General features: G+C 62.1%; 18 protein-coding genes. 9 read left to right on the top strand and 9 right to left on the bottom strand.

Annotated elements, in window-relative coordinates; translation table 11 throughout:
• Positions 1 to 89: 89 nt before the first annotated feature.
• Positions 90 to 2,843 carry a TonB-dependent receptor gene (locus ACN9MZ_RS17050; protein ID WP_426338167.1) on the bottom strand — a complete coding sequence of 918 codons (2,754 nt, stop codon included), beginning with the start codon at positions 2,841 to 2,843 and terminating at the stop codon, positions 90 to 92.
• A gap of 287 nt (positions 2,844 to 3,130) precedes the next feature.
• On the opposite strand from ACN9MZ_RS17050, the gene ACN9MZ_RS17045 reads away from it, so the two are divergent.
• Positions 3,131 to 3,892 carry a PAS domain-containing protein gene (locus ACN9MZ_RS17045; protein WP_426338166.1) on the top strand — a complete coding sequence of 254 codons (762 nt, stop codon included), beginning with the start codon at positions 3,131 to 3,133 and terminating at the stop codon, positions 3,890 to 3,892.
• A gap of 22 nt (positions 3,893 to 3,914) precedes the next feature.
• Here the strand turns inward: ACN9MZ_RS17045 and ACN9MZ_RS17040 are convergent, their stop codons facing one another.
• The 3 genes from ACN9MZ_RS17040 to ACN9MZ_RS17030 form a co-directional block, all read right to left on the bottom strand.
• Complete coding sequence (locus ACN9MZ_RS17040) at positions 3,915 to 6,023, bottom strand: prolyl oligopeptidase family serine peptidase (protein WP_426338165.1); 2,109 nt, start codon at positions 6,021 to 6,023, stop codon at positions 3,915 to 3,917.
• Positions 6,024 to 6,037: 14 nt separating this feature from the next.
• Complete coding sequence (locus tag ACN9MZ_RS17035) at positions 6,038 to 8,833, bottom strand: TonB-dependent receptor domain-containing protein (RefSeq protein ID WP_426338164.1); 2,796 nt, start codon at positions 8,831 to 8,833, stop codon at positions 6,038 to 6,040.
• Positions 8,834 to 8,969: 136 nt separating this feature from the next.
• Positions 8,970 to 10,109: an SLC13 family permease gene (locus ACN9MZ_RS17030; protein ID WP_426338163.1), complete on the bottom strand. Its 1,140-nt coding sequence runs from the start codon at positions 10,107 to 10,109 to the stop codon at positions 8,970 to 8,972.
• Positions 10,110 to 10,283: 174 nt separating this feature from the next.
• Between ACN9MZ_RS17030 and ACN9MZ_RS17025 the strand changes: the two genes are divergently transcribed.
• From ACN9MZ_RS17025 to ACN9MZ_RS17015, 3 genes are all read left to right on the top strand, one after another.
• Entirely contained in the window at positions 10,284 to 11,021 is a 738-nt protein-coding gene (locus tag ACN9MZ_RS17025; protein ID WP_426338162.1) for a substrate-binding periplasmic protein, read from the top strand.
• A gap of 58 nt (positions 11,022 to 11,079) precedes the next feature.
• Complete coding sequence (locus ACN9MZ_RS17020; RefSeq protein ID WP_426338161.1) at positions 11,080 to 11,325, top strand: hypothetical protein; 246 nt, start codon at positions 11,080 to 11,082, stop codon at positions 11,323 to 11,325.
• Between the two features lie 71 nt (positions 11,326 to 11,396).
• Positions 11,397 to 12,440 (top strand): serine hydrolase domain-containing protein, encoded by a 1,044-nt coding sequence (locus ACN9MZ_RS17015; RefSeq protein WP_426338160.1) that lies wholly within the window; start codon positions 11,397 to 11,399, stop codon positions 12,438 to 12,440.
• Between the two features lie 3 nt (positions 12,441 to 12,443).
• Here ACN9MZ_RS17015 and ACN9MZ_RS17010 read toward each other — a convergent pair whose 3' ends face one another.
• On the bottom strand, positions 12,444 to 13,856 hold the full coding sequence (locus ACN9MZ_RS17010) for a hypothetical protein (protein ID WP_426338159.1): 1,413 nt from the start codon (positions 13,854 to 13,856) through the stop codon (positions 12,444 to 12,446).
• A 212-nt stretch (positions 13,857 to 14,068) separates the two neighbouring features.
• On the opposite strand from ACN9MZ_RS17010, the gene ACN9MZ_RS17005 reads away from it, so the two are divergent.
• Genes ACN9MZ_RS17005 through lpdA form a run of 4 tightly spaced genes read left to right on the top strand, consistent with a single transcriptional unit; the run spans position 14,069 to position 19,048 of the window.
• Positions 14,069 to 15,301, top strand: coding sequence for a 3-methyl-2-oxobutanoate dehydrogenase (2-methylpropanoyl-transferring) subunit alpha (locus ACN9MZ_RS17005; RefSeq protein ID WP_426338158.1), 1,233 nt, complete (start codon positions 14,069 to 14,071; stop codon positions 15,299 to 15,301).
• Positions 15,302 to 15,329: 28 nt separating this feature from the next.
• Entirely contained in the window at positions 15,330 to 16,334 is a 1,005-nt protein-coding gene (locus ACN9MZ_RS17000; protein WP_426342917.1) for an alpha-ketoacid dehydrogenase subunit beta, read from the top strand.
• Between the two features lie 2 nt (positions 16,335 to 16,336).
• The gene (locus tag ACN9MZ_RS16995; RefSeq protein WP_426338157.1) at positions 16,337 to 17,647 is read left to right on the top strand and encodes a dihydrolipoamide acetyltransferase family protein; all 1,311 of its coding nucleotides are present in this window, start codon (positions 16,337 to 16,339) and stop codon (positions 17,645 to 17,647) included.
• A gap of 3 nt (positions 17,648 to 17,650) precedes the next feature.
• The gene (lpdA, locus tag ACN9MZ_RS16990; RefSeq protein ID WP_426338156.1) at positions 17,651 to 19,048 is read left to right on the top strand and encodes a dihydrolipoyl dehydrogenase; all 1,398 of its coding nucleotides are present in this window, start codon (positions 17,651 to 17,653) and stop codon (positions 19,046 to 19,048) included.
• Positions 19,049 to 19,098: 50 nt separating this feature from the next.
• Here the strand turns inward: lpdA and ACN9MZ_RS16985 are convergent, their stop codons facing one another.
• Positions 19,099 to 19,620 (bottom strand): glycine zipper 2TM domain-containing protein, encoded by a 522-nt coding sequence (locus ACN9MZ_RS16985; protein ID WP_426338155.1) that lies wholly within the window; start codon positions 19,618 to 19,620, stop codon positions 19,099 to 19,101.
• Positions 19,621 to 19,766: 146 nt separating this feature from the next.
• Complete coding sequence (locus tag ACN9MZ_RS16980) at positions 19,767 to 20,459, bottom strand: hypothetical protein (RefSeq protein ID WP_426338154.1); 693 nt, start codon at positions 20,457 to 20,459, stop codon at positions 19,767 to 19,769.
• A gap of 89 nt (positions 20,460 to 20,548) precedes the next feature.
• Here ACN9MZ_RS16980 and ACN9MZ_RS16975 point away from each other — a divergent pair, with 89 nt between their 5' ends.
• Entirely contained in the window at positions 20,549 to 21,379 is an 831-nt protein-coding gene (locus ACN9MZ_RS16975) for a MipA/OmpV family protein (protein ID WP_426338153.1), read from the top strand.
• Between the two features lie 9 nt (positions 21,380 to 21,388).
• Here the strand turns inward: ACN9MZ_RS16975 and ACN9MZ_RS16970 are convergent, their stop codons facing one another.
• Both ACN9MZ_RS16970 and ACN9MZ_RS16965 read right to left on the bottom strand, forming a co-directional pair.
• Positions 21,389 to 21,883, bottom strand: a complete 495-nt coding sequence (locus ACN9MZ_RS16970) for a hypothetical protein (protein ID WP_426338152.1) — start codon at positions 21,881 to 21,883, stop codon at positions 21,389 to 21,391.
• A gap of 57 nt (positions 21,884 to 21,940) precedes the next feature.
• Positions 21,941 to 23,944 (bottom strand): nitric oxide reductase activation protein NorD, encoded by a 2,004-nt coding sequence (locus tag ACN9MZ_RS16965; RefSeq protein ID WP_426338151.1) that lies wholly within the window; start codon positions 23,942 to 23,944, stop codon positions 21,941 to 21,943.
• Position 23,945: the final 1 nt, after the last annotated feature.

Raw genomic sequence — 23,945 nt, 5'->3', positions numbered from 1 at the left:
CAGTGCAATGATGTAAATCTTATACCGCGTCGTGATCGCTCTCCATTCAAACGCGTCGGTAATCGGAACGCTAAATTAACGACGGCACATCAGAACTTGTACTGCAGGTTGGCAAAGAACGAGCGGCCGCGCGGATCGCCATAGGTTGGGTCCCAGGTCACTTCGAAGTAGCGCGACTGGTTGGTGAATGGTGGCGGCGTATCGAACATATTGATCACGCCGGCGCGCAGCTTGAGCTTGCTGTTGAAGGCATAGCTGCCTGTCAGGTCCCACAGCGAATAGGCTTTCACGTCGCGGTCGTTCCACCCCGGATCAGCCAGGCCGGCGATGTTCTGGTCGCGATAGCTGGAGAAGAAGGTGTTGCCCAGGCTCAGACTGAAGGGCCCCTGGCTCCAGTCGATATTCAGCTTGTGGCGCCAGCGCTGCACAGCCTTGTCGTCGCGGAAGACGCCCAGGCCGTTGGTCATCGGTGAGAGCGGATCGGACTGGAACTTGTACTTGGTGATCAGCGTGCCGTTCAGGCTGGCGCTGAAGCGGCCCATTGAAGTGGCATCGCCGTGCCAGTTAAGTTCAATATCGAGACCGGCTGTGTTGAGCTTGCCCCGATTCTCCTTCTTGAACTGAAGGAAGGACACGACACCATCTTCGTCACGCACCACGATGTTCGGATCGTTGTAATAGACTGGATTGTCGAACACGGTCTGTTCGCCGATTTCCGAAATGATGTCGGTCTTGCGGATGATCCAGTAGTCGAGGCTGCCGTTCCAGTTCTTGTTTGGCTGCAGTACCAGGCCAGCCGAAAACTGCCTGGACTTTTCCGGCTTCAATTGCGGGTTACCGTAACGGTCCAGGTCGAACTGCGCTACTTCGCCCGAGACCGGGTCTTTCACGAAGCTTGCCGTGGTATCGGAACGGACCGGCAGGAACATTTCGGAAATTGACGGTGCGCGGAAGCCGGTGCCGAAGGAGGCGCGCCCCAGTACTTCCTTGCTTGGGCGGTAGCTGATGGCGACTTTCGGATTAGTGGTGTTCAGTGCCGGCGTGGTGATATTGGTCAGCCGATCATGCACGCCTTTGTAGCGGTCGTGACGGATGGCGAACTGGCCTTCCCATTCCTTGCTGAACGGCGCATTAATCTCCGCGTAGATGCCGCTGATCCGGCGCGAATTGGACGAGTCGGCCAGCAATTCGTCCGAGCTGGCACGGTCACCTTGCACGTCGTTGCTGCGCAGTGCTTCGGAGGAGGTGAACGAAGTTTTTTCGCGCCGCAGTTCGGCGCCCACGGCCAGCACGGCATCGCCTCCGCCCAGCGCCATCAGGGGGCGGCTCACCTTGCCATCGATGCTGTCGCTGCTGCCTTTGGACCTACGCGCCGCGTCATGGATCTTGATCGAGTCCATGAACTTGCGGCCGGAGTCATCCGTGGCAGGGACAAAGGGGTTGTACTGGCCGCTGGCAATTCCGGCCAACATCTTGCTGTGCGAAACCCAGCCGTCGATATCCAGGTCGGTGGCCTTGTTGACGCTGTGGTTGTAGGCCGTATCGTAATCCCAGTCGCCCACCTTGCCGGTCGCACCGAGCACCAGGCGCGACGCCTTGCTGGTCACTTCCGAGGTGCGGCGGCCGGCGTCCGACAGGCGGAAGCGGAAATTGATCGGGTCCGTGATGCCGGTCTTGGCTTGCAGGTCGGCCGGCAGGAAGATGCCGTTGGTCGTGCCGTTGATGCTGCTCGATACGGCAGGCGAGGCGGCATAGCTGGTCTCAGCCCTGCTCAGCAGAACCTCAGCAAACACCTGGTGGGCATCCGTCACCTGGAAGGTGGCGCGACCGATAAAGCTTCGCTTCTTCGATTCCGGATAGACTTCCGAGTCGCCCATGTAGTTGAAGGAACAGCCTTCCGTGCCGCCCGGACCAAGTGGCCGCACCACGTTCGGGCTGCCGTCCACACACGACTCCTTGCCGAAATTGACGCGACGTCCAGGCGAGGGCACCCAGGTGCCGCCGGGACCGGAGCCCTTCAGGTAGCTTGATTGATTCAGGGTCGCCATCTGGGCGGATGTCAGGTCGACGTTGGCTGGGAAGGAGTAGCTCGACAGCTGTGGCGACAGGCGGTCGGGCAGGCTGTATTCCTGCATGAACTTGCGTTGCGAACTGGCCAGGCGGTTCGTCTTCTGTACGTCCAGTGCACCGAACAGGTTGTAGCGGTCGGTGCTCAGATCGCCGATACCGCCGGACAGCGAGGCCGACCTTTTGCCGCCGCCACCTTCATCCGTACGCAGCGCATACACGCTGGCATCGCCGCCCTGGTAATCCTTGCGGGTGATGAAGTTGATCACGCCGCCCATGGCATCGGTGCCGTAGATTGCCGATGCGCCGTCCTTGAGCACTTCCACGCGCTGGATGGCGCCGGCGGGAATATTGTTCAGGTCGACGCCGGAATTGTCGCCGGGACTGGCGAAGTTGGCCATGCGCCGGCCATTCAGCAACACCAGTGTGCTGGAGACGCCCAGGCCACGCAGGTTGGCGCCGTTAAAGCCGCGCTGGCCGCCCATGACATCGCTGACGCTGGTGCCATCGGTCAGGCCGCCCACATTCGAGGAGATCTTTTGCAGCAGTTCGGCAGCGGTGGTCACGCCCGTCTTATCAATGTCTTCGCGCTTGATGACTTCAACTGGCAGTGCTGACTCGCCCTCGATGCGCTTGATGCTGGAGCCGGTGATTTCCACGCGCGGCATGGTTTGCGCGACAGCGCCCAAACTCATGCAGCCAAGTGCGAGCAATACAGCATGGGTGCATTGGGAGCGGCGGAATGCCGATGCCTTGTGCGTGCCAGGTATTTTCATGCGGACAGTCCTCGTAAGTTGGTATTCGTACCGGATTAACTAAGCTTGAGTTGTTATGGAACAATTGCAGTGTATGCAACGTTGTGCAACTTGTGCGCACTGGAGCTCATGCAAGTCGTAATTTCGTCGTGATTACAACGCTTTTGCTGACTTCCAATTTGCATGTTTTCGATCGAGATCACACGGAAATCGGCATAGTCCGGCCAAGTCCTGCCCCGGGGCGCAACAGTGGCGTTGCCATCGATGGCAAGCCAATGCAAAGTGAACACTTTTCGTGCTGCGGAGGAATGGAGATGATCAGTCAGGCATGCTTTGGCGAGCTGGAGGCGATCAATATCGACGCCATCTTGACCATGTTCGACGCTTTGAATGACATTGCCTTTTTCGTCAAGGACAGGGAAGGGCGCTATTTCGGCATCAACCGGACGATGGTGCGCCGTTGCGGGGCGCGGGACAAGGAGGAGGTAATCGGGAAGACGGCGCTGGACCTGTTTCCCCAGGCCCTGGCGGAAACCTATTTTGCCCAGGACCGCAAGGTGATCGACAGCGGCGCTTCGATCGACAGGCACCTTGAATTGCACATCTACCCGGGGCGCAGTCGCGGTTGGTGCATCACCAGGAAAATGCCCCTGCAGGACACGAAGGGCAAGATTGTCGGCCTGATCGGCACCTCACGCGATCTCGGCTTGCCCGACGACGTGAATCCCGCATTCCGCCAGATCGCCCATATCGCGGACTACATTCGCGAGAATTATCACCGCAATGTGTGCGTCCAGGAGCTGGCCGACCAGGCCGGGCTTTCGCTCTCGCAGGTTGAGCGCCTGTTCCAGAAAGTCTTTCATCACTCGCCGCGGCAAATGCTGGTTCAGTGCAGGCTTTCGGCAGCCAGGACCATCATCGATAAAAAGCCGGATGCCAGGATCGCGGACATCGCGCATGCATGCGGCTGCTCAGACCACAGCGCTTTCAGCCGCCAGTTCAAATCGGTGGTGGGAATGAGTCCGACCGAATACAGCCGCGTGGCCGGCCGCACGGGGACTTGGATGTGATCCCCGCGCGGCCGGCGAAGACCTACTTCAAGCGGTCCCAAAGGAAGCTGTAGACCATGCCGTAGAGGCGGGCCTGCTGTTCACCGTTCACCGCGCCGCCATGGCCGCCATCCATGTTCTCCCAATACAGGACGTGATGGCCTTGCTCCTTCATGCGCGCGACCATCTTGCGGGCATGGGCCGGATGCACGCGATCGTCCCTGGTCGAGCTGGTGAAGAAGATCGGCGGATAGGAGCGGTTCTTGTCGAGCAGGTGGTAGGGCGAATAGTGCGAGATGTAGTCCCATTCCTCGGGGCGGTCCGGGTCGCCATACTCGTCTATCCATGAGGCGCCGGCCAGCATGCGGTGGTAGCGCTTCATGTCGGCCAGCGGCACCTGGCTGACGACCGCGTTGAACAGCTCCGGGCGCTGCAAGGCTGCCACGGACACCAGCATGCCGCCCAGGCTTCCGCCCATGATGCCGAGATGCTGCGGCGACGTGACTTTCCGCGCAATCAGGTCTTCGGCCACTGCGATGAAGTCGTCATACGATACCTGGCGCTTTTCCCTCAGGGCGGCTTCGTGCCAGCGCGGCCCGAACTCGCCGCCGCCGCGAATGTTCGACAGCACGTACACGCCGCCTTCTTCGAGCCATGCGCGGCCCACCGTGGCGTTGTACGAGGGCTTCATCGAGATCTCGAATCCGCCGTAGCCGTACAGCAGCGTTGGATTGCTGCCGTCGTACTTGAGGTCCTCGCGCATGACGACGAAATACGGAATCCGCGTGCCATCCTTGGCGGAGGCGAAGTGTTGCTCCACCTTGAGGCCCGAAGCATCGAAGAACGCTGGCTGCGATTTCAGTTGGCGCCGTTGGTCGGAACCGACCTGACCCAGGTGCAGCGTGGTCGGGGTGAGGAAGTCGGTCTGCACCATGAAGTACTGGTCTGAATCCAGATAGTCGAGTGACGAGATCGAGACGCTGGCAAATGCCGGCGTCGGCACCGTCCGGCGTTCCCATTTTCCCTTCTGCATGCGCAGTTCCTGCACCTGGCTGCGCACATTGACCAGCTCTGTCAGCACGATCGCGTTCCTGGTCGTCGCGACCGATTGCAGCGAGCGGGTGGCGTCTGGCTCGTACAACACGGAGAAGTTGCGCTTGCCCGCCATGAAGCCTGCAAAGTCGATCGACAGGAGCGAGCCTTGCTGGTACTGGCGATTCCCGACGTTCCAGTCCCCGCGCAGGCGGATCAGGAGCTGGTCCTGGAAGGTGAAGGCCGTCGCGCTATTCGGCTTGTCGAGCTTGACCAGCTTCCCGGCGTGGCGGAAGTACAGTTCGTTCGTGAAAAACGAGGTGTAGCGCAGGACAAATTCGCGGTTATATCCCGGATAGTGGTCAGAGTAGCCGGACACGCTGATGTCGGCTAGCTTGCCCTCGAACGCCAGCTTTGCAGACTGCAATGGCGTTCCCCGTTTCCATTCCTTGACGATGCGGGGGTATCCGGAGCTGGTGAGCGAACCGGGGCCGAAGTCGGTCGCTACGAGCAGGCGGTCGCGGCTCACCCAATTGACGTCGCTCTTCGCTTCGGGAAGGTAGAACCCCTGCGGGACAAACTGCAGGCTGCTCGTGTCGAACTCGCGTACAACGTGTGCGTCCCCGCCGCCCCGGGTCAGCGAGAACAGGCAGCGCTCGGCGTGCGGCTTGAGGCACTCCATGCCGTGCCAGACCCAGTTTTCCTTCTCATCCCGCGCCAGTCGGTCGAGATCCAATACCACGTCCCACTGCGGCGCATCAGTCCCGTAGCGTTCCAGCGTGGTACGCCGCAGCACGCCGCGCGGATGCTCGGCGTCTTTCCAGAAGTTGTAGAGGTATTTGCCTTGTTTCTCGACGAAAGGAATCCGCTCGCGCGAGTCGACGACTTCGCGGATTGCATTGGTGGTCTGCTGGATGCCCGGCAGTCCGTCCAGCTGGCTCGTGGTGAGGCTATTCCACTGCTTGACCCAGTCCAGCGCCCGCTCCGAGCTGACTTCTTCAAGCCACAGATAAGGATCGGCATCCGTCGCCTGTGCCTGTGCCTGTGCCTGTGCCTGCGCCATTGTGCAGGACAGGAGTGCGGCCGCCGCCGTCAGGCTCAGCTTTTCGATTGGAATCATGTTGCGCAATCTCCTCAGAACTTGTGCTCAACCGTCAGCATCAAGGTACGCGAGCGCAGCGGCAGGGAACTTCCGGGATACAGCTTGACCGGGGCCTTGCGGTCGAACAGGTTGAATACGTTCGCCGATACGGTGGTACCGGGCTGGAAGGCATAGCGGGTCCACAGGTCGACCGTCGTATCCGAAGCGATATGGCATTCGCCCGCGCTCACGCCGCGGTCTTCGCATCCCTCGATACTGCTGGTCGAATCAAGTACGCCCCAGGCGAGCTTGGTGGAGTCCGTATAATTCGCGCGCAAGCCTGCAACGAACGGCCCACGTTCCCACGACATCTTGGCGACGGCGCGCGTGCGAGGTTTGTCGCGATAACCGACATAGTTCTCGGTGTAGGTCTTGGCGAAGCTATCCCAGCTCTGGTATTTGAACTGGCGGTTGAGTTCCAGGCCGAGGTTAAGCGTACCGGCTTCGCCAAGGTTCCAGCGCGCCTTGGCATCGAGGTCGATACCGGAAACACGCGACTTGCCGTAGTTTTCATACTGGGCTGCGATGGTCCTGATCGGTCCGACCGGGAAGCTGACCGTTTTGCCGGACAGCTCGAAGGCACGGCGAGCGATGTCCAGGTCCTGTGAAGTCAGCGGGTCGCGCTCCACCAGTCCGGCCAGCCGGTCTTCGTTGGCGAGCGTCTGGTCGATGCTCTTGACGGCGATTTCATCACGCCGCTTGATGTTGTAGTAGTCGAGGGTAAAACTGAGCGCGCGAATCGGCTGCAGCACCAGGCCTGCCGTGAAGCTGTTGGTATATTCGGGCTTCAGGTCGGGATTCGGGGTGACCGCGGACGGGAAGCTGACCGAGCAGCCCAGGCCATAGGCAGTCAGGGCCAGGTTCTTGTCGGCCGCGTTGCCGGTGTTCAGGATGTTCCTCAGTTCCGTGGCGGCTGCGCAGCGTTTGGGGTCGTTGTAGCCGTTGTTGAACCAGGATGCGCCGCCGTTGCCGGTCTCCGGCAGGCTTGGCGCGCGGAAGCCCTTGGAGACTGTGCCGCGCACCATCAGCATGTCGTTCACGGTATAGCGCAGGCCAAGCTTGGGCACGACTGCGCCGGCGCCGTCGATCACCTTGTCGCCGCGGACTGCAAAACTCGCTTCCAGCTGCTTGGTGAACGGCGCCCCAAGCTCCAGGAAGGCTGCCGCGACCTTGCGCGATCCATTGATCTTCACGCCGCTGAACTGGACGATGCGCGCAGCCTGGACGTTGTCGCTGCTCTGATGCTCAAAGGACTCGTGGCGCAGGTCGACGCCGGTCGCAAGCTGGAGTGGCCCGCCGCCCAGCATGAACAGCTCGCGATTCGCCTTGAAGTCCAGGAAGGTTTGGCGGTACTCGCCATGCGAACCCATTTCAGGGAACATGGTTTCGAGCAGGGCGCGGTCATTCTGCTGGCCGAATTTGTAGGCGCCGCTGACGATGGCATCGTAGTAGCCGTAACGGTCGCGGTACAGGTGTTGGCGCTGGCGGGCTTTGGAGCCCATATGGCCGATTGCACCATCCCACTCCCAGCCAAAGCTCGCGCCCTGGATGCCGGCGAGGGCGCGGAACTGCTCCGATGATCCGACGTTCTTGAACATGTCGCGGTCGTCGGCGAAACGGTAATTCAGGCCGATGGGGAAATCATACGGGTTGTTCGGATGGCCGACCGGCAGCTTGGGATCGGTAAAGTACTGCATCTTGCCGCTGATCGAGTCATACCAGGACAGGGGAACACCCGTGACATTGCTGCGCGGAGGCGCCGTGTTGTAGTTGTTGCGCGTCTTGGCAAGCTGCAGTTCGCCGTAGGCTACCGTATCGCCGGAAAGCCTGAGCCGTCCCGAGCCCAGGAAGGTTACCCGCTCGGCAGGTGCACGGGCCAGGGTGTCCTGCCAATAGTCATAGAAGCACAGGCCGCCGCGCAGATTCTCCGGCGCGCAGCCAGGGGCCGCGACATTGATCGATTTGCCGGCCAGGGCAGGATCGTGGTAATTGGCGGGGTAGCGGCCGACATAGTTGCCGGGGATCGAACCGGTGGAAGTCGCGTCGCGGTCCGGGTTCATGCGGATGAACCAGTCCGGGAGCAGCGGGCGCACCTGGCGATCGGTGAATTTGCCGCGCGAATAGACTTCGAGATGGGCGAAGGCGTTATAGCCGTCCGCCTCGAAGTCCCCGATGCCGCCGATGATCGAAGCCTTGCGTTCGCGATCGAGGAAGGAGCGCTTCAGCGATTGCTGGGCCGAAGCTTTCACGCCAACTCCCCGGTAATTCTTGCGGGTGATGATGTTGACGACACCGGCAACGGCATCGGACCCATAGATCGCGGAAGCGCCGTCCTTGAGAATCTCGACGCGTTCAATGACGTCGCTTGGAATGGAGTCGATGTTGACGAAGTTCGATTGAAGCCCGTCTGCGAAACCGTAGGAGGAGAGCCGGCGGCCATTGAGCAGGACCAGGGTCGCACCCGTGCCAAGGTTGCGCAAGGAGACGCCGGTGGCGCCGCTCGCCCAGGAATTGGTACCACCCAGGTCGCTGATCGCACCGCGGTCATTGCTGGTCAGGTTGTCGAGGATTTGCGCAACGGTCTGCGCGCCGCTTTGTTCGATCTCCTGGCGCGACAGGACCTGGACCGGCGAGGCGGTTTCCTGGTCAACGCGCTTGATGTTTGAGCCCGTGACGACGACGCGCTGGACGTTCTTGTCTTGCGCAGCCTGTGCCAGGGTGATCGCCGGGAAGGCGGCAACGATTGATCCGACCAGGACGCTGTACTTCAACTTCTTGCTGTGCTTCACGTATGTCTCCTTGTACTTCATGGACGATTTGGATCGTTCTACATGTCGTCGCAAGGATACTTTCGAGGGAGCGCACGGTCTTGAGCGTTTTCCCGCGCTAACACGCTGAAAATGGCATACCGCTGTAAGTTGCCACTTAGCGCAGGAGCCCCCAGGCGATCAACGCAGAGAGGAACAGGAAGGGGAAGGAATACAGGTGGAAGCGCAGCCACAGGCGGCGCTCGGGAGCCATGCGCAGGGCGATGATATTGGCAAGCGAACCAATCGCCAGCCCAAAGCCTCCGGCATTCACGGCATAGGCGATGACCTTGTAGTCGACGGAGTGCTGGACCAGCAGGATGGTTGCCGGGACGTTGCTGATTACCTGGGAACCGAGCAGGCCTGCCAGGAACAGTTCCAGCCGGGAGAAATGGGGAACAGATTCAATCCAGCCCTGGATGAAATGCTGCAGCGACAACAGCCGGATATCGATAAACATCAGGATGAAAACAGCGATCAGGCTCCAGTCGACCTTGGCGATGATGCCGCGGCAGGACAGCAGGACAGCCAGCCCCACGCCGACCAGGCCCCAGCCCGAATATCCGAGCTCCACGCTCACCAGGAAGGCGATATAGAGCATGCCGCAAGTCCTGAGCAAGCCGACGTGGTACGCCGCGGGATCGTCATTGAGCTCGGCATGGATGCTCTGTTTGGGGAAGCAGAACCAGGTCGCCAGCAGCAGCACGGCAAAAACCGCCAACGCAAGCGGCGCCATTTGCCAGGTGAATTCGGCGAAGGACAGGTGCGAGCGTTGCCACAGCAGGATGTTCTGGGGATTGCCGATTGGCGTCAACAGGGAACCCGCGTTGACTGCCAGTGCTTCGAAGATCACCAGGCGCCCGACAGGCAGGCCGCGGATGCCGGACAGACCGACAGTCAGCGGCACGACGACGAAGAGCGCGATATCGTTGGTCAGTACGGTCGACAACACCGTGGATGCCGCCACCAGGAACAGCGCCAGCACCCGTTCCTGCCGCAGCCTGTTGATGATGAGCCGCCCCAGGTGTTCCAGGTAGCCGCTGGCTTCGATGCCGGTGGTTAGCAACAGCATGCCGGCGAGCGTCGCGATGGTGTGCCAGTCTACCCAGTTCTTATACTCCGTGAGCGGATGCGGCGACAGGATGGAAAGAGCAATGGCGGCGAGCAGCAACAGGTGCATCAAGCGGTCGCGCAGGAAAGGCTGGATAATCTGGCGCAGGAATGGCTGCGCGGCGGTTGGTTCGGTGGTCACAAGCATGGAAGTTTTCTGCGTGGGCAAACGTGCGCATGATAACAGGAGCGGGCAAGGGCCCGTGCGCAGGGCCAGGCATGCCTGCATTGCCGCAATTGTGAAGCTCCGCGTTTTCCGGAAGGGTTATCATCAGCAAAACCGATCAATAACGCTTGCCCTACGATAAATCGCGGGTTCACGATGTCCTTCACGCGTCAATTACTATTCGCTTTCCTGCTGGCTTCAAAGACCGTCCATGCATCCGATCTGGTGATGGCCATCTCCAACGGTAGTGGCATGCCGATGACCGATATCCGCGGCGATGAGCTCGAGGGAGGGATACTCAAGGAGTTCGGCGACGCGCTAGGTAGTTTGCTGCATCTCGAGCCCCGTTATATGATCCTGCCGCGCACCCGTGTTGAAGGTGCGCTGCTGCGGGGACATGCCGATTTGCTGTGCGACCTGCGGCCCGAATGGCTCGACAACCAGGGCTTCCTCTGGTCTGACGCCATTATTTCGAATCGAATGATGGTCGCCATGCGCCGTGAAACGCCAGTGCCGGCCTCCCTGGACGGTATCGCGGGCTTGCGGGTGGGCACGATCCGGGGATACAGGTACCCGGAGATTGAACACTTGCAGCCGCCAATCCTGCGCGATAACGCGGCCAACGATAGCCAGAACCTTGAAAAATTGCTGCTCGGGCGCTTCGACTTCATTTTCACCAACCGCATCTATTTCGACTACCAGCGCATGGTTCACCCCGAGCGGGCGCGCCTGGCCTCCCATCACCTGAAGATCACGGATTTTGATACCTATTGCGCAGTTCATCCACAAGGCAAGCTCGGTATCAGGGACCTGAACCAGGCCATCGCCACGCTCAAGGCCCGCGGCACAATCCGATCGATCCTGGCGCGTTACAGGCCGCACGACTCCTCTTGAAATTTTCCAGGCCAGGCCAAAAATAACTGGCCGGTTACGACGTTTTCGAGGAGGAGCTATGGATGCAAGAGAAGCGTTGCTGGATCACCTGGCCGAACTCAAGGCGGCGCACGACAAGACCAACCGGCTGATGACGGAAATCACGGCAGTCGCGGCCAGGGCGGTGAAGGGCAGCGGGGTGCTCCCTTCGCTGAGCCAGTTGCGCGCGTATGAGCAGGCGCTGCTTGCCGCACAGGGCGAGGCGGCATGTTGTGCGGAGCTATTGCAGCAAGCGCGACGCCCGGCACCGTGTGTGCCGCTTTAAGCTTTACTTAATTTACAACGGTTGTCGCTTGGGCAATACTTTCCGCCTCACTTTACGCCTGGTGGAAAGCCATGATGAATCGCCGCAAATTCTTGCTGACAGGAGCAGGCCTTCCGCTTCTCTCATCCTGTGCGAGCGGGCTGGAGCCGGTCAGTGGCGGTTTGCTGCCGGCGTTTGCGAAGAGGCTTGACGCGAGTGCCGTGAGCTATGCGGTGCTGCGCTCCGGGGTGCCGCAAGCAAGCCAGGCCGTGGTGGGGGCGCCAGACGCGATTTTCCAGGCTGCATCGCTGACCAAGCCTGTGGTGGCCTTCGCTGCGCTGCGGATGGCGCAAGCCGGCCAGCTCGAACTGGCAGCGCCCGTGTCGCATTACCTGAGCGATGGCTATCGGCATTTTCACGACCCCTTGCGGAGATCGGATCGGGACTCCTCCGATCTCGTCCCGGCGAAAATGCTGGAACGGGTCACCGTGGGCCAGTTGCTGAACCACAGTTCCGGCTTTCCGAATTGGTCGAGCAAACCGCTTGCCTTTGTTGCGGAACCGGGCCAGGGCTGGAATTATTCCGGCGAAGGCTACGTGCTCCTGCAGGGCATCATGGAGGCCATTACCCGGACGGGCCTTGCAGCCTATCTCGACCAGCACTTGTTTGCGCCGCTGGAGATGCGCGACACGAGCCTGGTCTGGCGCGAGGCGTTCGAGGAACGGGCCGTCCCAGGCAAGATGTTCCTGGGCCTCTCGCGGCGGGCCCGTTTCCGGAACGCCCTGGCCGCATCCACCCTTTACACCACGGCAGCGGACTATGCACGCTTCATGGCGGCCTTCCTGGCCGACGATGCGCTGATGCAGATGACGCTTGCCGCAGCTGTCGACGTGAGCAAGCCGCTTGGCCTGGCGTGGGGGCTGGGCTGGGGTATCGAGCGCGGCGCGGGTGGAAGCCATGTCTGGCAGTGGGGGAACAACCCCGGCTTTCGCGCATTTGCCATGGCGTCGACCACTACGAAGGATGGCTTTGTGGTCCTGACAAACAGCGAACGGGGCATGCCGCTCGCCGCTTCAATCGCGCAGCTGGTGCTGCCTTCGGATCACGGCGCCTTCCGTTTTCCGCCAGTGGCCTGAGACTTAGAACTGCTCGTTGCGCGCGACGATTTCGCCGGGCGAACCAAGCAGGAAGATATGATCGTTCAGGTTATCGGCACCTTTGATGTGTTCATATGAGATGAGCGAGGGGAGCAGGTCGCGCGCGAGCGACTGCTGGCTCGGAATGGATTTGTCCGACTTCAGCTTGCCCAGGATGATCGTCTTTACTTGCTCCGACTGGCTGGCGATCTGTTCCAGGCTTGCTTTTTTCAGCTTGCCCAGCCGGTATTCGAGCGAGACATTGCTGCGCGCGCTATCGTCGACCTGGTGGTATTGGTAGTTCTGGGTCTGCAGGGTCCCGTCGAACCATGGCGGACTGGATTTGCCGATGTCGGTGTGGTATTGGGCACTCAGGCGCGATTGCTGGTCCTGGCCGATCTTGCGGTCGTCGCGGCTTGTCCCCTCCAGTTTGGTCGCTTGCGATACCGCATAGGAGAAAGTGTCCTGTTCCCATGCCTTGAGCGGATTGCTGGACTTGGGCGTCTGGGTCAGGGAGGCGCTGAAATCGGAAAGACCTGTCAGCGCGGAACGGTCGTCCGAATTCAGCTGCCACTTCGATGGCCCGCGCAGGAAGTCGTCAGTCTCTTCGGCGGCGGCCGTTCGATTCATATCCGAGAAGGCATCTTTGAACATGGACATCAACTTCTTGTCGCCGTGTCCGCGTGCGAGCGCCTGGTCGAATTGCGCCAGGTAGTTGTTGATGGCTTTTGCCTGCTGTTTCCTGGTGCCCAGGTGTTCCAGGGTGCTGGTGTCCACGTTGACTTCAGCCTGGCCATCAGGCCCGTTGATGCGTGCCTTGCGCACCGCGTCGTCAATGTGGAAATTTAACGCCTGCGGCGCAGGCCCAGGACCAGACACTTCGGCATGGAAATCGATCGACTGCACAAGCTTGCTGTCGAACTTTGTCAGGCCGCTTAGCCGGACCTGGGGGGCCGCTCTCGCCATCCCATCGATAGCAGCCTGGAAGCCCGCTGCCAGCGTGGACAGGGCTTTACGCTCATCATCATCGAGCCTGGCGCTCGAGCTGACCTGGTAGATCATTTCGTCATCGACATCGGCCAGCGTGAGCTCGACCTGGGTCCCGCTGCGCGTGGTGATGCCCAGCGTGAATTTGTTGTCGATCCTGTCCGGCAGCCTGGCATGGTCCAGCGGTATGACCGAGCCGGCGCCGAGCTGCTTGAGCATGTCCGCTCCGAGGTCCTGGTAGCGCAAGCTGGTCGGAACGGGCGCGGAGGCCGCGGCGATCGCTTCCGGGCTCAGCGTCACGATGGTGGAAGCTTGTGGAGCGGCCGCCGCGTCCAGCCTGGCCAGGAGAGGATCGGCCTTCCGTGCAGGGGCGGGCACGGCATAGCGGGCCGCCGGTTGCCAGTTGGAGAGGGAGGAGATCAGGCTCATTTACCCTTAACGGCGATTTATTAATGAAACTTTAATTGTGACCCTTCGCCACGAAAAAGCGTGCTAACCTACCATTGCTTTGAAGGAAATGTTTTTTCGTGCCCGCTTTGCGATCCGCGGCGGGCGGTTCCACAGTCCAGGCCGGCCGAGGCTACCCGCCGCAGGCCCGCCGGGAATGATCCTGCGTCACCATCGCAATTGAAGGAATCTGAATGAGCAAGGGCGAACCACTTCGCCTGCACGTGCCCGAACCCACGGGACGTCCAGGCTGTGCAACTGATTTTTCCTATCTCCGGCTGTCGCCGGCCGGTGCTGTGCGCCGTCCCGAGGTCGACGTAGCCCCAATGGATACGCGCGATCTTGCGTATTCCCTGATCAGCGTGCTGGATGCCGAAGGCACCGCCGTGGGGCCCTGGGTACCGCAAATCGATATCGAAGTCGTGCGCAAAGGATTGCGCGCCATGATGAAGACGCGCATCTTCGATAGCCGCATGCTGATGGCGCAGCGCCAGAAGAAGATGTCGTTCTACATGCAAAGCTTGGGCGAAGAGGCGATCGGCACCGCGCAGGCGCTGGCGCTCAATGTGGACGACATGTGTTTTCCCACCTACCGCCAGCAAAGCATCCTCGTCGTGCGCGACTATCCGATGGTCGACATGATCTGCCAGCTGATGTCAAACGAACGCGACCCGCTCAAGGGACGCCAGTTGCCCGTCATGTACTCGGTGAAAAAGGCCGGCTTCTTCTCGATTTCCGGCAACCTGGCGACGCAGTACATCCAGGCCGTAGGCTGGGGCATGGCGTCGGCGATCAAGGGCGATACCAAGATTGCCTCGGCATGGATCGGCGACGGCGCCACTGCCGAAGCGGACTTCGACACCGCCCTGACTTTCGCCCACGTCTACCGCGCCCCGGTGATCCTGAACGTGGTCAATAACCAATGGGCGATCTCGACCTTCCAGGCCATCGCGGGCGGCGAGGATACGACCTTTGCCGCGCGCGGAGTCGGCTGCGGTATCGCATCGTTGCGTGTCGACGGCAATGATTTCCTGGCGGTGTACGCAGCGTCGCGCTGGGCGGCCGAGCGGGCGAGGCGCAACCTCGGGCCATGCCTGATCGAATGGGTCACCTACCGCGCCGGCCCGCATTCGACATCGGACGACCCATCCAAGTACCGTCCCGGCGACGACTGGTCGCATTTCCCGCTGGGCGACCCGATCGCACGCCTGAAGCAGTACCTGATCAAGGCGGGCGCCTGGTCCGAACAGGAGCACGAAGAAACCCAGAAGCTGCTGGAGGCCGAGGTACTGGCCGCGCAGAAGGAGGCGGAACAATACGGCACCATGGCCAGCGGCCATACCTTCAGTCCCGCAGAAATGTTCGATGGCATCTATAAGGAGCTGCCGGAACACTTGCGCGTACAACGACAGCAACTGGGGATCTGAGATGGCGGAAAACACAGTGAAAACTTCCATGACCATGATCCAGGCGCTGCGGTCGGCGATGGATGTGATGATGGAGAAGGACGAAAACGTCGTGGTCTTCGGCCAGGACGTGGGCTATTTTGGCGGCGTATTTCGCTGCACCGAGGGCCTGCAAAAGAAATATGGCAAATCGCGCGTCTTCGATACGCCGATTTCCGAAGGCGGCATCGTCGGCGTGGCAATCGGCATGGGAGCATACGGGCTGCGGCCATGCATCGAGATCCAGTTTGCCGACTACATCTATCCGGCCTACGACCAGATCGTGTCGGAAGCGGCGCGCTTGCGTTTCCGCTCGGCCGGCGACTTTACGGCGCCCATCACGATCCGCACGCCGTGCGGGGGCGGCATCTACGGCGGCCAGACCCACAGCCAAAGCCCGGAGGCCGTGTTTGCCCACGTATGCGGCCTGCGCACGGTGATGCCGTCGAATCCCTACGACGCCAAGGGCTTGCTGATTTCCTCGATCGAGAACGACGATCCGGTGATCTTCCTCGAGCCGAAGCGCTTGTACAACGGGCCGTTCGACGGCCACCACGACAAGCCCGTGGTGCCATGGTCGCAGAACCCGCTGGGGGAAGTACCGGAAGGCTATTACACTGTCCCGCTGGACAAGGCGGCAGTTTTCCGGCCGGGCAAGCAACTGACGGTGCTCGCCTACGGCACCATGGTGTGGGTATGCGAGGCGGCGGCACGCGAGACCGGCATCGACGCCGAGATCATCGATCTGCGCAGCTTGTGGCCGCTGGACCTCGAGACGATCGTCGAGTCGGTCAGGAAAACCGGCCGTTGCGTGGTCGTGCACGAGGCCACGCGCACCTGCGGCTTCGGCGCCGAATTGGTCTCGCTGGTGCAGGAACATTGCTTCTACCATCTGGAAGCGCCGATTGAACGTGTGACCGGGTGGGATACGCCTTACCCTCACGCGCAGGAATGGGCGTATTTCCCTGGGCCGGCGCGCGTCGGCGCGGCGTTCAAACGTACGGTGGAGGCATAACGATGGGTATTCACGTCATCAAGATGCCTGATATTGGCGAGGGCATTGCAGAGGTTGAACTGGTCATGTGGCATGTCAAGGTGGGCGACGCCGTTACGGAAGACATGATCCTGGCCGACGTCATGACCGACAAGGCCACCATCGAGATTCCGTCGCCTGTGCACGGCACGGTCGCCATGCTTGGCTGCGCGGCGGGGCAGGTGATGGCTGTGGGGGCGGACCTGATTCATATTGAAGTGGAGGGGGCTGGCAATCTGAAGCCGCAGGCCGGCGCGGCAGCTGCTGCGGCGATGCCGGCGCCTGCGGCCGTGCCCGCCGTGGCGCCAGCTGCGCCGCCTGCTCCGGCAGCGCCGTCCGTTGCCTCGCCCGCAAAGCCTGCGGCCACGACGATGGGCCAGCCGGTGCAGGCTGCGGCCCGCGTGGCCCGCGAGCCCGGCGAACGTCCGCTAGCTTCTCCGGCTGTGCGCAAGCGCGCCTGGGACATGGGTGTCGAGCTGCAGTTCGTGCACGGCAGCGGTCCGGCCGGCCGCATCCTGCGTGCCGACCTCGATTCCTACGCCGAGCGCGGTGTGCGAGGGGCGCCGTCCGCAAGCCCGGCCGGCTACCGTGAGGTTCACGGGGAGCAGGCAATTCCGCTGATCGGCCTGCGCCGCAAGATCGCGCAGAAAATGCAGGAATCTAAGCGCCGCATCCCGCACTTTTCCTACGTCGAGGAGATCGACGTCACCGAGCTTGAGGCCCTGCGCGTGCGCCTGAACGAGCAATGGGGCAAGGGGCGCGGCAAGCTGACCGTGCTGCCCTTGCTGGCTCGCGCCCTGGTGGTCGCCTTGCGCCAGTTCCCGCAGATGAACGCCCGTTTCGATGACGATGCCGGCGTCGTTACCCAGTACGGCCCCGTCCATCTTGGCGTCGCCACCCAGACCGATGCCGGCCTGATGGTGTCGGTCATGCGCCATGCGGAAGCGCGCGATATGTGGTCGTGCGCCGCCGAGATCGCACGCCTTGCCGATGCCGCGCGCACCGGCAAGGCTACGCGCGACGAGTTGTCCGGTTCGACGATCACCATTTCCAGCCTGGGCGCCCTGGGCGGCATCGTCACTACGCCGGTGATCAACCATCCGGAAGTGGCAATCATCGGCGTCAACAAGATCGTGGAGCGGCCCATGGTGCGCCAGGGCGGGCTGGTGGTGCGCAAGATGATGAACCTGTCGTCCTCGTTCGACCACCGCGTGGTGGACGGCATGCACGCAGCCCAGTTTGTACAAGCCATCCGCGCCTTGCTGGAATGTCCAGCGATGCTCTTTGTGGAGTAATCGATGAATCAACACACCACTACGCTGCTGGTGATCGGCGGCGGTCCTGGCGGTTATATCGCGGCCATTCGCGCCGGCCAGCTTGGCATTCCCACCACCCTGGTCGAAGCCGGTGAACTGGGCGGCACCTGCCTGAACGTCGGCTGCATCCCCTCCAAGGCGCTGATCCATGCGGCGGAAGAGTTTGAAAAGGCCAGTCATTACGCAAGCGGCTCGGCGCTTGGCATTTCGGTGCAGGCGCCGCGCATCGACATCGGCCAGACCGTGCTTTGGAAAGACGGCATCGTCGGGCGCCTGACCGGCGGCGTGGCGGCGCTGCTGAAAAAGAGCGGCGTGCGTGTCGTCAAGGGCTGGGCCAATATCGTCGATGGCAAGACCGTCGAAGTGATTCGCGACGGCGAAACTCCACAGCGCATCGGCTGCGAGCATTTGCTGCTGGCCACCGGTTCGCACGCTACCGAATTGCCCTTCATGCCGTTCGGCGGGCCGGTGATCAGTGCGACGGAAGCGCTGTCGCCCAAGACCGTGCCGGGCAGGCTGGTGGTGGTAGGGGCGGGATATATCGGCCTTGAATTGGGCATCGCCTATGCCAAGCTGGGGGCGCAGGTCTACGTGGTGGAGGCGCAGGAGCGCATCCTTCCTGCCTACGATGCCGAGTTGAGCCGGCCGGTAGCGATCGCGCTCAAGGGCCTGGGCGTTGAAACCCACCTGGGCAGCTCGGTGCTCGGCCTGGGCGGGGAGGGTAATGCGGTACGCATCCGGAATGCCGCTGGGGAGGAATCGGTCCTTGCCGCGGACCAGGTGCTGGTTGCCGTTGGCCGACGCCCGAACACCCGCGGCTTCGGCCTGGAAAAGCTGCGCATCGACATGGATGGGCACTTCATCAAGGTCGACGACCAGTGCCGCACTTCGATGCGCGGCGTCTGGGCTATCGGCGACGTGACCGGTGAACCGATGCTGGCGCACCGTGCCATGGCGCAGGGCGAGATGGTCGCCGAGATCATCAGCGGCAAGCGCCGCCATTTCAGCCCGGCGGCGATTGCGGCGGTGTGCTTTACCGATCCGGAAGTCGTGGTGGTCGGCGCCACTCCCCAGCAGGCACGGGCGCAGGGCATCGATTGCATCGAAGCCTTGTTCCCTTTCGCCGCCAATGGGCGCGCCATGTCGCTGGAATCAAAGGACGGCTTTGTGCGGGTGGTGGCGCGCAGGGATAATCACCTGGTCGTAGGCTGGCAGGCGGTCGGCAAGGCGGTATCCGAGTTGTCCGCCGCCTTCGCCCAGTCCATCGAGATGGGCGCGACGCTTGAAGATGTGGCGGGCACGATCCATGCGCATCCAACTTTGGGCGAGGCGATTCAGGAGGCTGCGTTGCGGGCCCTGGGGCATGCGCTGCATATTTGACGCAGCTGGCACGGTGCAGGCCGGCGAAGGCCTGCGCCGTGAAGCCGGCGTTACTGTTGCGTTTGTGGCTGCGTTTGCTGCTCGTTGCGCTTGGCGATTTCGTTGCCAATATAGCCGCCACCAACCGCGCCGGCGATGGTAGCCAGCTTGCGGCCGTTGCCGCCGCCTACCTGGTTGCCGATCAAGCCGCCCACCACCGCGCCGATGCCGATGCCAAGCGCACTATTCTGCGGTGCCGGTGCCGGTGCCGGCGCTGGTGCAGGTGTACGAACTGCGGAAGGCGAGGCCGTTTGCGGTTCCGTTGCCGCGATACGTGCGGGCGGCGCATACGTGTGGTGCACCACGGTTTTGTGCTCCACGACTTTGCGTACTTCCGGTTCAGGCGCAGGCGCCGCTACTGTCGCAGGCGCCGCAGCGGCGATCGGTGCGGCTGCGGCGCTTGGCATCGTGGTCGCTTGCGAGTTTGGCAAGAGACCTGCGATTGATGCGGCTCCCACCAGGCTTACCAGTGCCACCGAAGCGGCTGCGGCGACAATCATCGGGTGAAGTTTGGTGCGTGGGCTGTTTTCCATGTTGTTTTCTCCTGAACTCGCCATCGTTGGCGCTTGCCTGGAAAACGGCTCAGGATGAAAACACGGTGACGCAAAAAATGTATCGCCGGTAAGCAATTGTTACCGACGCCGCGCCACCAGCATCGATGGCATGGCATCGCCGCTGGCTACTGCACTTTGGCCAGGTCCACCACAACATCGAAATCACACTGGACGTGCATCTTTTCCGCGCCGCACAGTGCGGCGTCGAACAGCGGCAGCTGGCGCTTGCCGGCGTTGGCGCCCTTGATCGAACGGACGATGCCATCGCGCACGCAAGCGTCGCTGGGCTCCGGCCCGGGCAGCGCCGCTGCGTTGAACTGGAACCGGCCGACGGCGTGGATACGCTTGAATCCAGGCAGCGGCGCTTCCGAGACAAGCATCTTGTCCACTTGAAGCTTAAGCTTCGCTTCCGGGTCGTTCTCGATGGGCGAGAACTGCTGGCTAAAGATGCCACCGTTGTAATCCCTGATGAGATCACGGGCCCTGGTCCTGACCTTGTAGGAAGCCAGGGTCATGCCCGGCTCCGAGAGCGAGGGAAAGTGATAAGTGCCGCTCTGCATCGGCAAGGACATCAGCGAACTGGAAACCTCATGCACCTTGCCTCCATGCTCAACGGTCAGTCCGAGCCCGAAGCCGCCGATGGTATCGCCCTGGATGCCGAAACTGCCGACCCCAACCTCCGGTTCGCCGGTGCCGGCCAGTTTGAGGCCGCCGGCCACGCAAGTCATGGTGTTTCCGTTGGATGGAGATGCTGACGGGGCTTGCTGGCCGCATGATGCAAGCAGCAGCAAGATAGGCAAGACGTGAATGGGCTTCATGGCACTCGCGTATTATAAAAAATGAAATTATGGCATGGATGCCCCGTGTCTTTGGCTGTATCATCAACGACTTTTTGCGGAGCATGAATATGAAGAAGGGAATGTGGGCTGGCATCGGTATGTCGGTACTGGCATTGCCGGCCAGCGCGGCGCCCACGCCGGCTCCGGATTTGCCGCTATGGGAAGTCGGCCTGTTCGGCGGCGCGGCTTCCACGCCGGCTTACCCGGGTTCTTCCGAACGCTCCATGCGCGGGCTGGTGCTGCCAATGGTGATTTATCGCGGCAAAATCTTGCGTGCGGATCGTTCCGGCGTAAGCGCGCGCCTGTTCGACACGGAGCGCGTGGACCTGGACCTTGGTTTCCAGATGTCGCTGCCGGCGCGTTCGGACGACGTGCCGGCCCGCGCCGGCATGCCGGATCTGAATTCCTTGCTGGAATTCGGTCCGCGCCTGAAAGTGTTGCTGTCGGAGCCTTCGGCCCCCAATCGGGTAAGGCTGGAGCTTCCTTTGCGGGTGCCGCTTGAAGTGGGGAACGGTTTTCGCCGCCAGGGCCTGGTCTTTGAGCCGCGCGTCGTGTTCGAAACCAGCGGCAGCAACCGGCAATGGCAGGCCGACGCCAATATCGGCGCGGTGTTTGGCAATGCTCGCCTGAACCAGTATTTTTACGAGGTCGCGCCACAATATGCGAACGCCACCCGTCCAGCCTATCAAGCCGGGAGTGGACTGATGATGACGCGCCTGGGTGCGAGCCTGTCGCATTCCCTGGGCCCGGATTGGCGCGTGTTCGGCTTTACCCGCTACGACAACTACACGCATGCTGCCAACCGCGACAGCCCGCTGTTCCGCAAGAACAGCGGGCTGTCGCTTGGTTTCGGTTTTACGTGGACGGCCTATCGTTCTCAGGCGCGCGCCTGGGACTAGGCAGCCGGCTTACTGCTCGTCGAATTCCGAGCTGAGGTCCTTGAAACCCTTGCGCACGGCGAAGGGCAGGAATTCGTCCGGCGTGTCGAGCACGATCAGGCGCTTTTCCTGGATCACCGGATCGCCTGGCTTCAGGTCGGGGCCGTTATAGCCGATGGCGCGCAGGCGCGCGCCAATCTCGGCGATCAATTTATGATCCTTGTGCAAGCCGTCGGTGGCCGGGGCGGCCAGGTCGACATATAGGTCGACCACGCCGTAGCCCTCGTCGAAAATGCGGAGGGATTTGATGTCAATGGCGCGGCCGCTGCCGTCCATGGCCTTGAAGGGGCCGCTGAGCTGGATATCGGTGTCTTGAGTCATGCCGGCAGCATACACCATCACGGCGAGTCCGGCTTCGATCAGCGGCGTGGCATCCGGTCCGGGCATGCGCATGATCCCGGAGCCCTGCAGCATGAACGACCAGCAGAATCTGGCCGGACAGCTTGCCGGGCATGAGGCGGTCATCAGCGCCCCATTCGGGCATGCGTTTCAGCGTCGCCTACTAAGCGCCTGCCAGGTCGGTCAGGCAAGCATTTTGCGCAGCCACGCCAGCAGCACGCCGGGCAGCAGTTCGGTACGCGGCAAGATCGCAAACTGGTGTTTGCCAAAGACTTGTCCAAGATAGTGCGGCGCCTGGTGGTCGATCGCCAGGCAGATCGGCGAAATGCCGGTTTGCCGGGCTTCGATGATGGCTTGCCGCGTATCGTGCAGGCCATACTTGCCTTCATAAAGATCGACGTCGTTGGGTTTGCCGTCCGTCAACAGGAGCAGAAGCCGGTGCCTGGCCGGTTCGGCGGCAAGGCAGGCTGTCGCATGGCGGAGGGCGCTGCCGGTCCGGGTGTAACGATCGGGCTCGATGCCGGCGATGCGCAGGGACACCGGCTGACCGAACGACTCGTTGAAGGCCTTTATCTCGCGCACGACCACTCCATCCCGGCTTTCGCCGCTAAAAGCCTGGATGCTGAATGGTTCGCCGAGGGCATCTAGCGCATGGCTGACAAGCAGCAGGGCTTCGCGTTCGACGTCGATAACGCGGCGCTGGCCGCTGATCCAGCTGTCGGTCGATCCGCTGACATCAACCAGTATGAGAACGGCGAGGTCGCGCCGCTCCTGCCGCTGGGTTTCAAACACATGTCCTGCGGGTGCGCCGCCGGCGCGCCACTCGCATTCCGCATCCACCCAGGCGTCAATGTCGATTGCGTCGCCGTCGAGCTGGTGCCGTTTGCGCACGCGCCTGGAGCGCAGCAGCTGGAAGCCGCGGCAAACTGCGTCGAGCGTTGCCGCGTGCTTTCGCAAGATGCTTTCTGCCACCGCGGCATCGCCCGCTTCAGCCTGCATTGAATATACCGTGCAGCCTGCCGAGGCATAATCCTGGCTGCGGTAGTCCCATTCCGGATAATGAAGGAGCAGTGCCTGCCGGCCGCAGTTGCGGGCCGCTTGCCCTGCATTGGTCCCTGAAATCGGTTCATCACTCACAAGGACTTCGGCGGGCGCACCGGGCGTCGAGACCAGTCTTGCTTCGGGCAATTCGGACAGGGCATCGCCAAAGTCGCCCGCCGGCGTGGAATGGTCACGGTCCGAGGGGCGCTGCAGTCCCAATGGGTCTTCCGCCTTTTCTTGCGGCTGTGCGGTCTGGAGGATAAATGCCCCAGGGACAGCCTGCTCATCTTCGCCCTCGCGGGCTGGCCTCACATCCGGACGCCTTGCCAGCCGTGCGCTGCGCGGCCTGCTGTTGGTAACGGGCTGGCAGCTGGGGCCAGCAGGCAGCGGCGCCGGCGCCGCGTCGACTTTCCTGAACTCGCCAAGCCAAAGGTCTTTTTGCAGGAGTTCGCCCCTGCACGGGGCGTGCAGACGGGCCTCGCATTCTGCCTGCCGGTACAGGGCCTCGCAGGAAAGCGCTTCCAGCTCGGTTGACATTGCAACGATGGGAGGATGGCCGCGCAGTGCGCGCTGCGCCGCCTGTTCGATTCCTGCCACGGTTCCGTGCAGGCGTGCGGGATCGGGGCGCGCAGCCAGTGCCTCGGCGCGAATGGCCGCCAGTTCATGCCGCAATCCTGGAAAGCGGCGCAGGAGCATGGCTTCGGAGGCCCAGGCTTCGCAAACATGGAACAGCGCACCTGCGGGGCCCGGCCGGGTTGCGAATGCCGGTGCGCCACGATGCGCACGCATGGCTTGCAGCATGACCAGCGCGCGATAGCGCTCGAACGCCGCATCCGGTTCAAGGTGGGCGAGCGAAGGGAGCCAGATCGTATGGCCATCCGTCGCCGGCACTGGGCCGCCGCTTGCCGGCGCTTGCCCGCGCTGCAGCAGGCGTTCGAGCAAGGTACGCGGCAAGGGCGCTTGCGCCGCATGGATGGGGAAGCTGCGGCCAAATGCCGCGGCGGCCAGCAAGTCGAGCCGTTGGGCGGCCCGCTTCAGCGAATGGGCCGGTTCACCACCGTTCAAGCGCTTGCGCTCGCGCACACGCTGCACATAATCGAAGGCAAAGCGTGCCGTATCGGTGATGACGTCCTCGGCTTCGGCCATC

Source organism: Pseudoduganella sp. S-14, assembly GCF_049913285.1.
Classification (GTDB): domain Bacteria; phylum Pseudomonadota; class Gammaproteobacteria; order Burkholderiales; family Burkholderiaceae_D; genus Rugamonas.
Note: the sequence above shows the minus strand (reverse complement) of the source record. Positions and strands in the feature narration are given on the sequence as shown.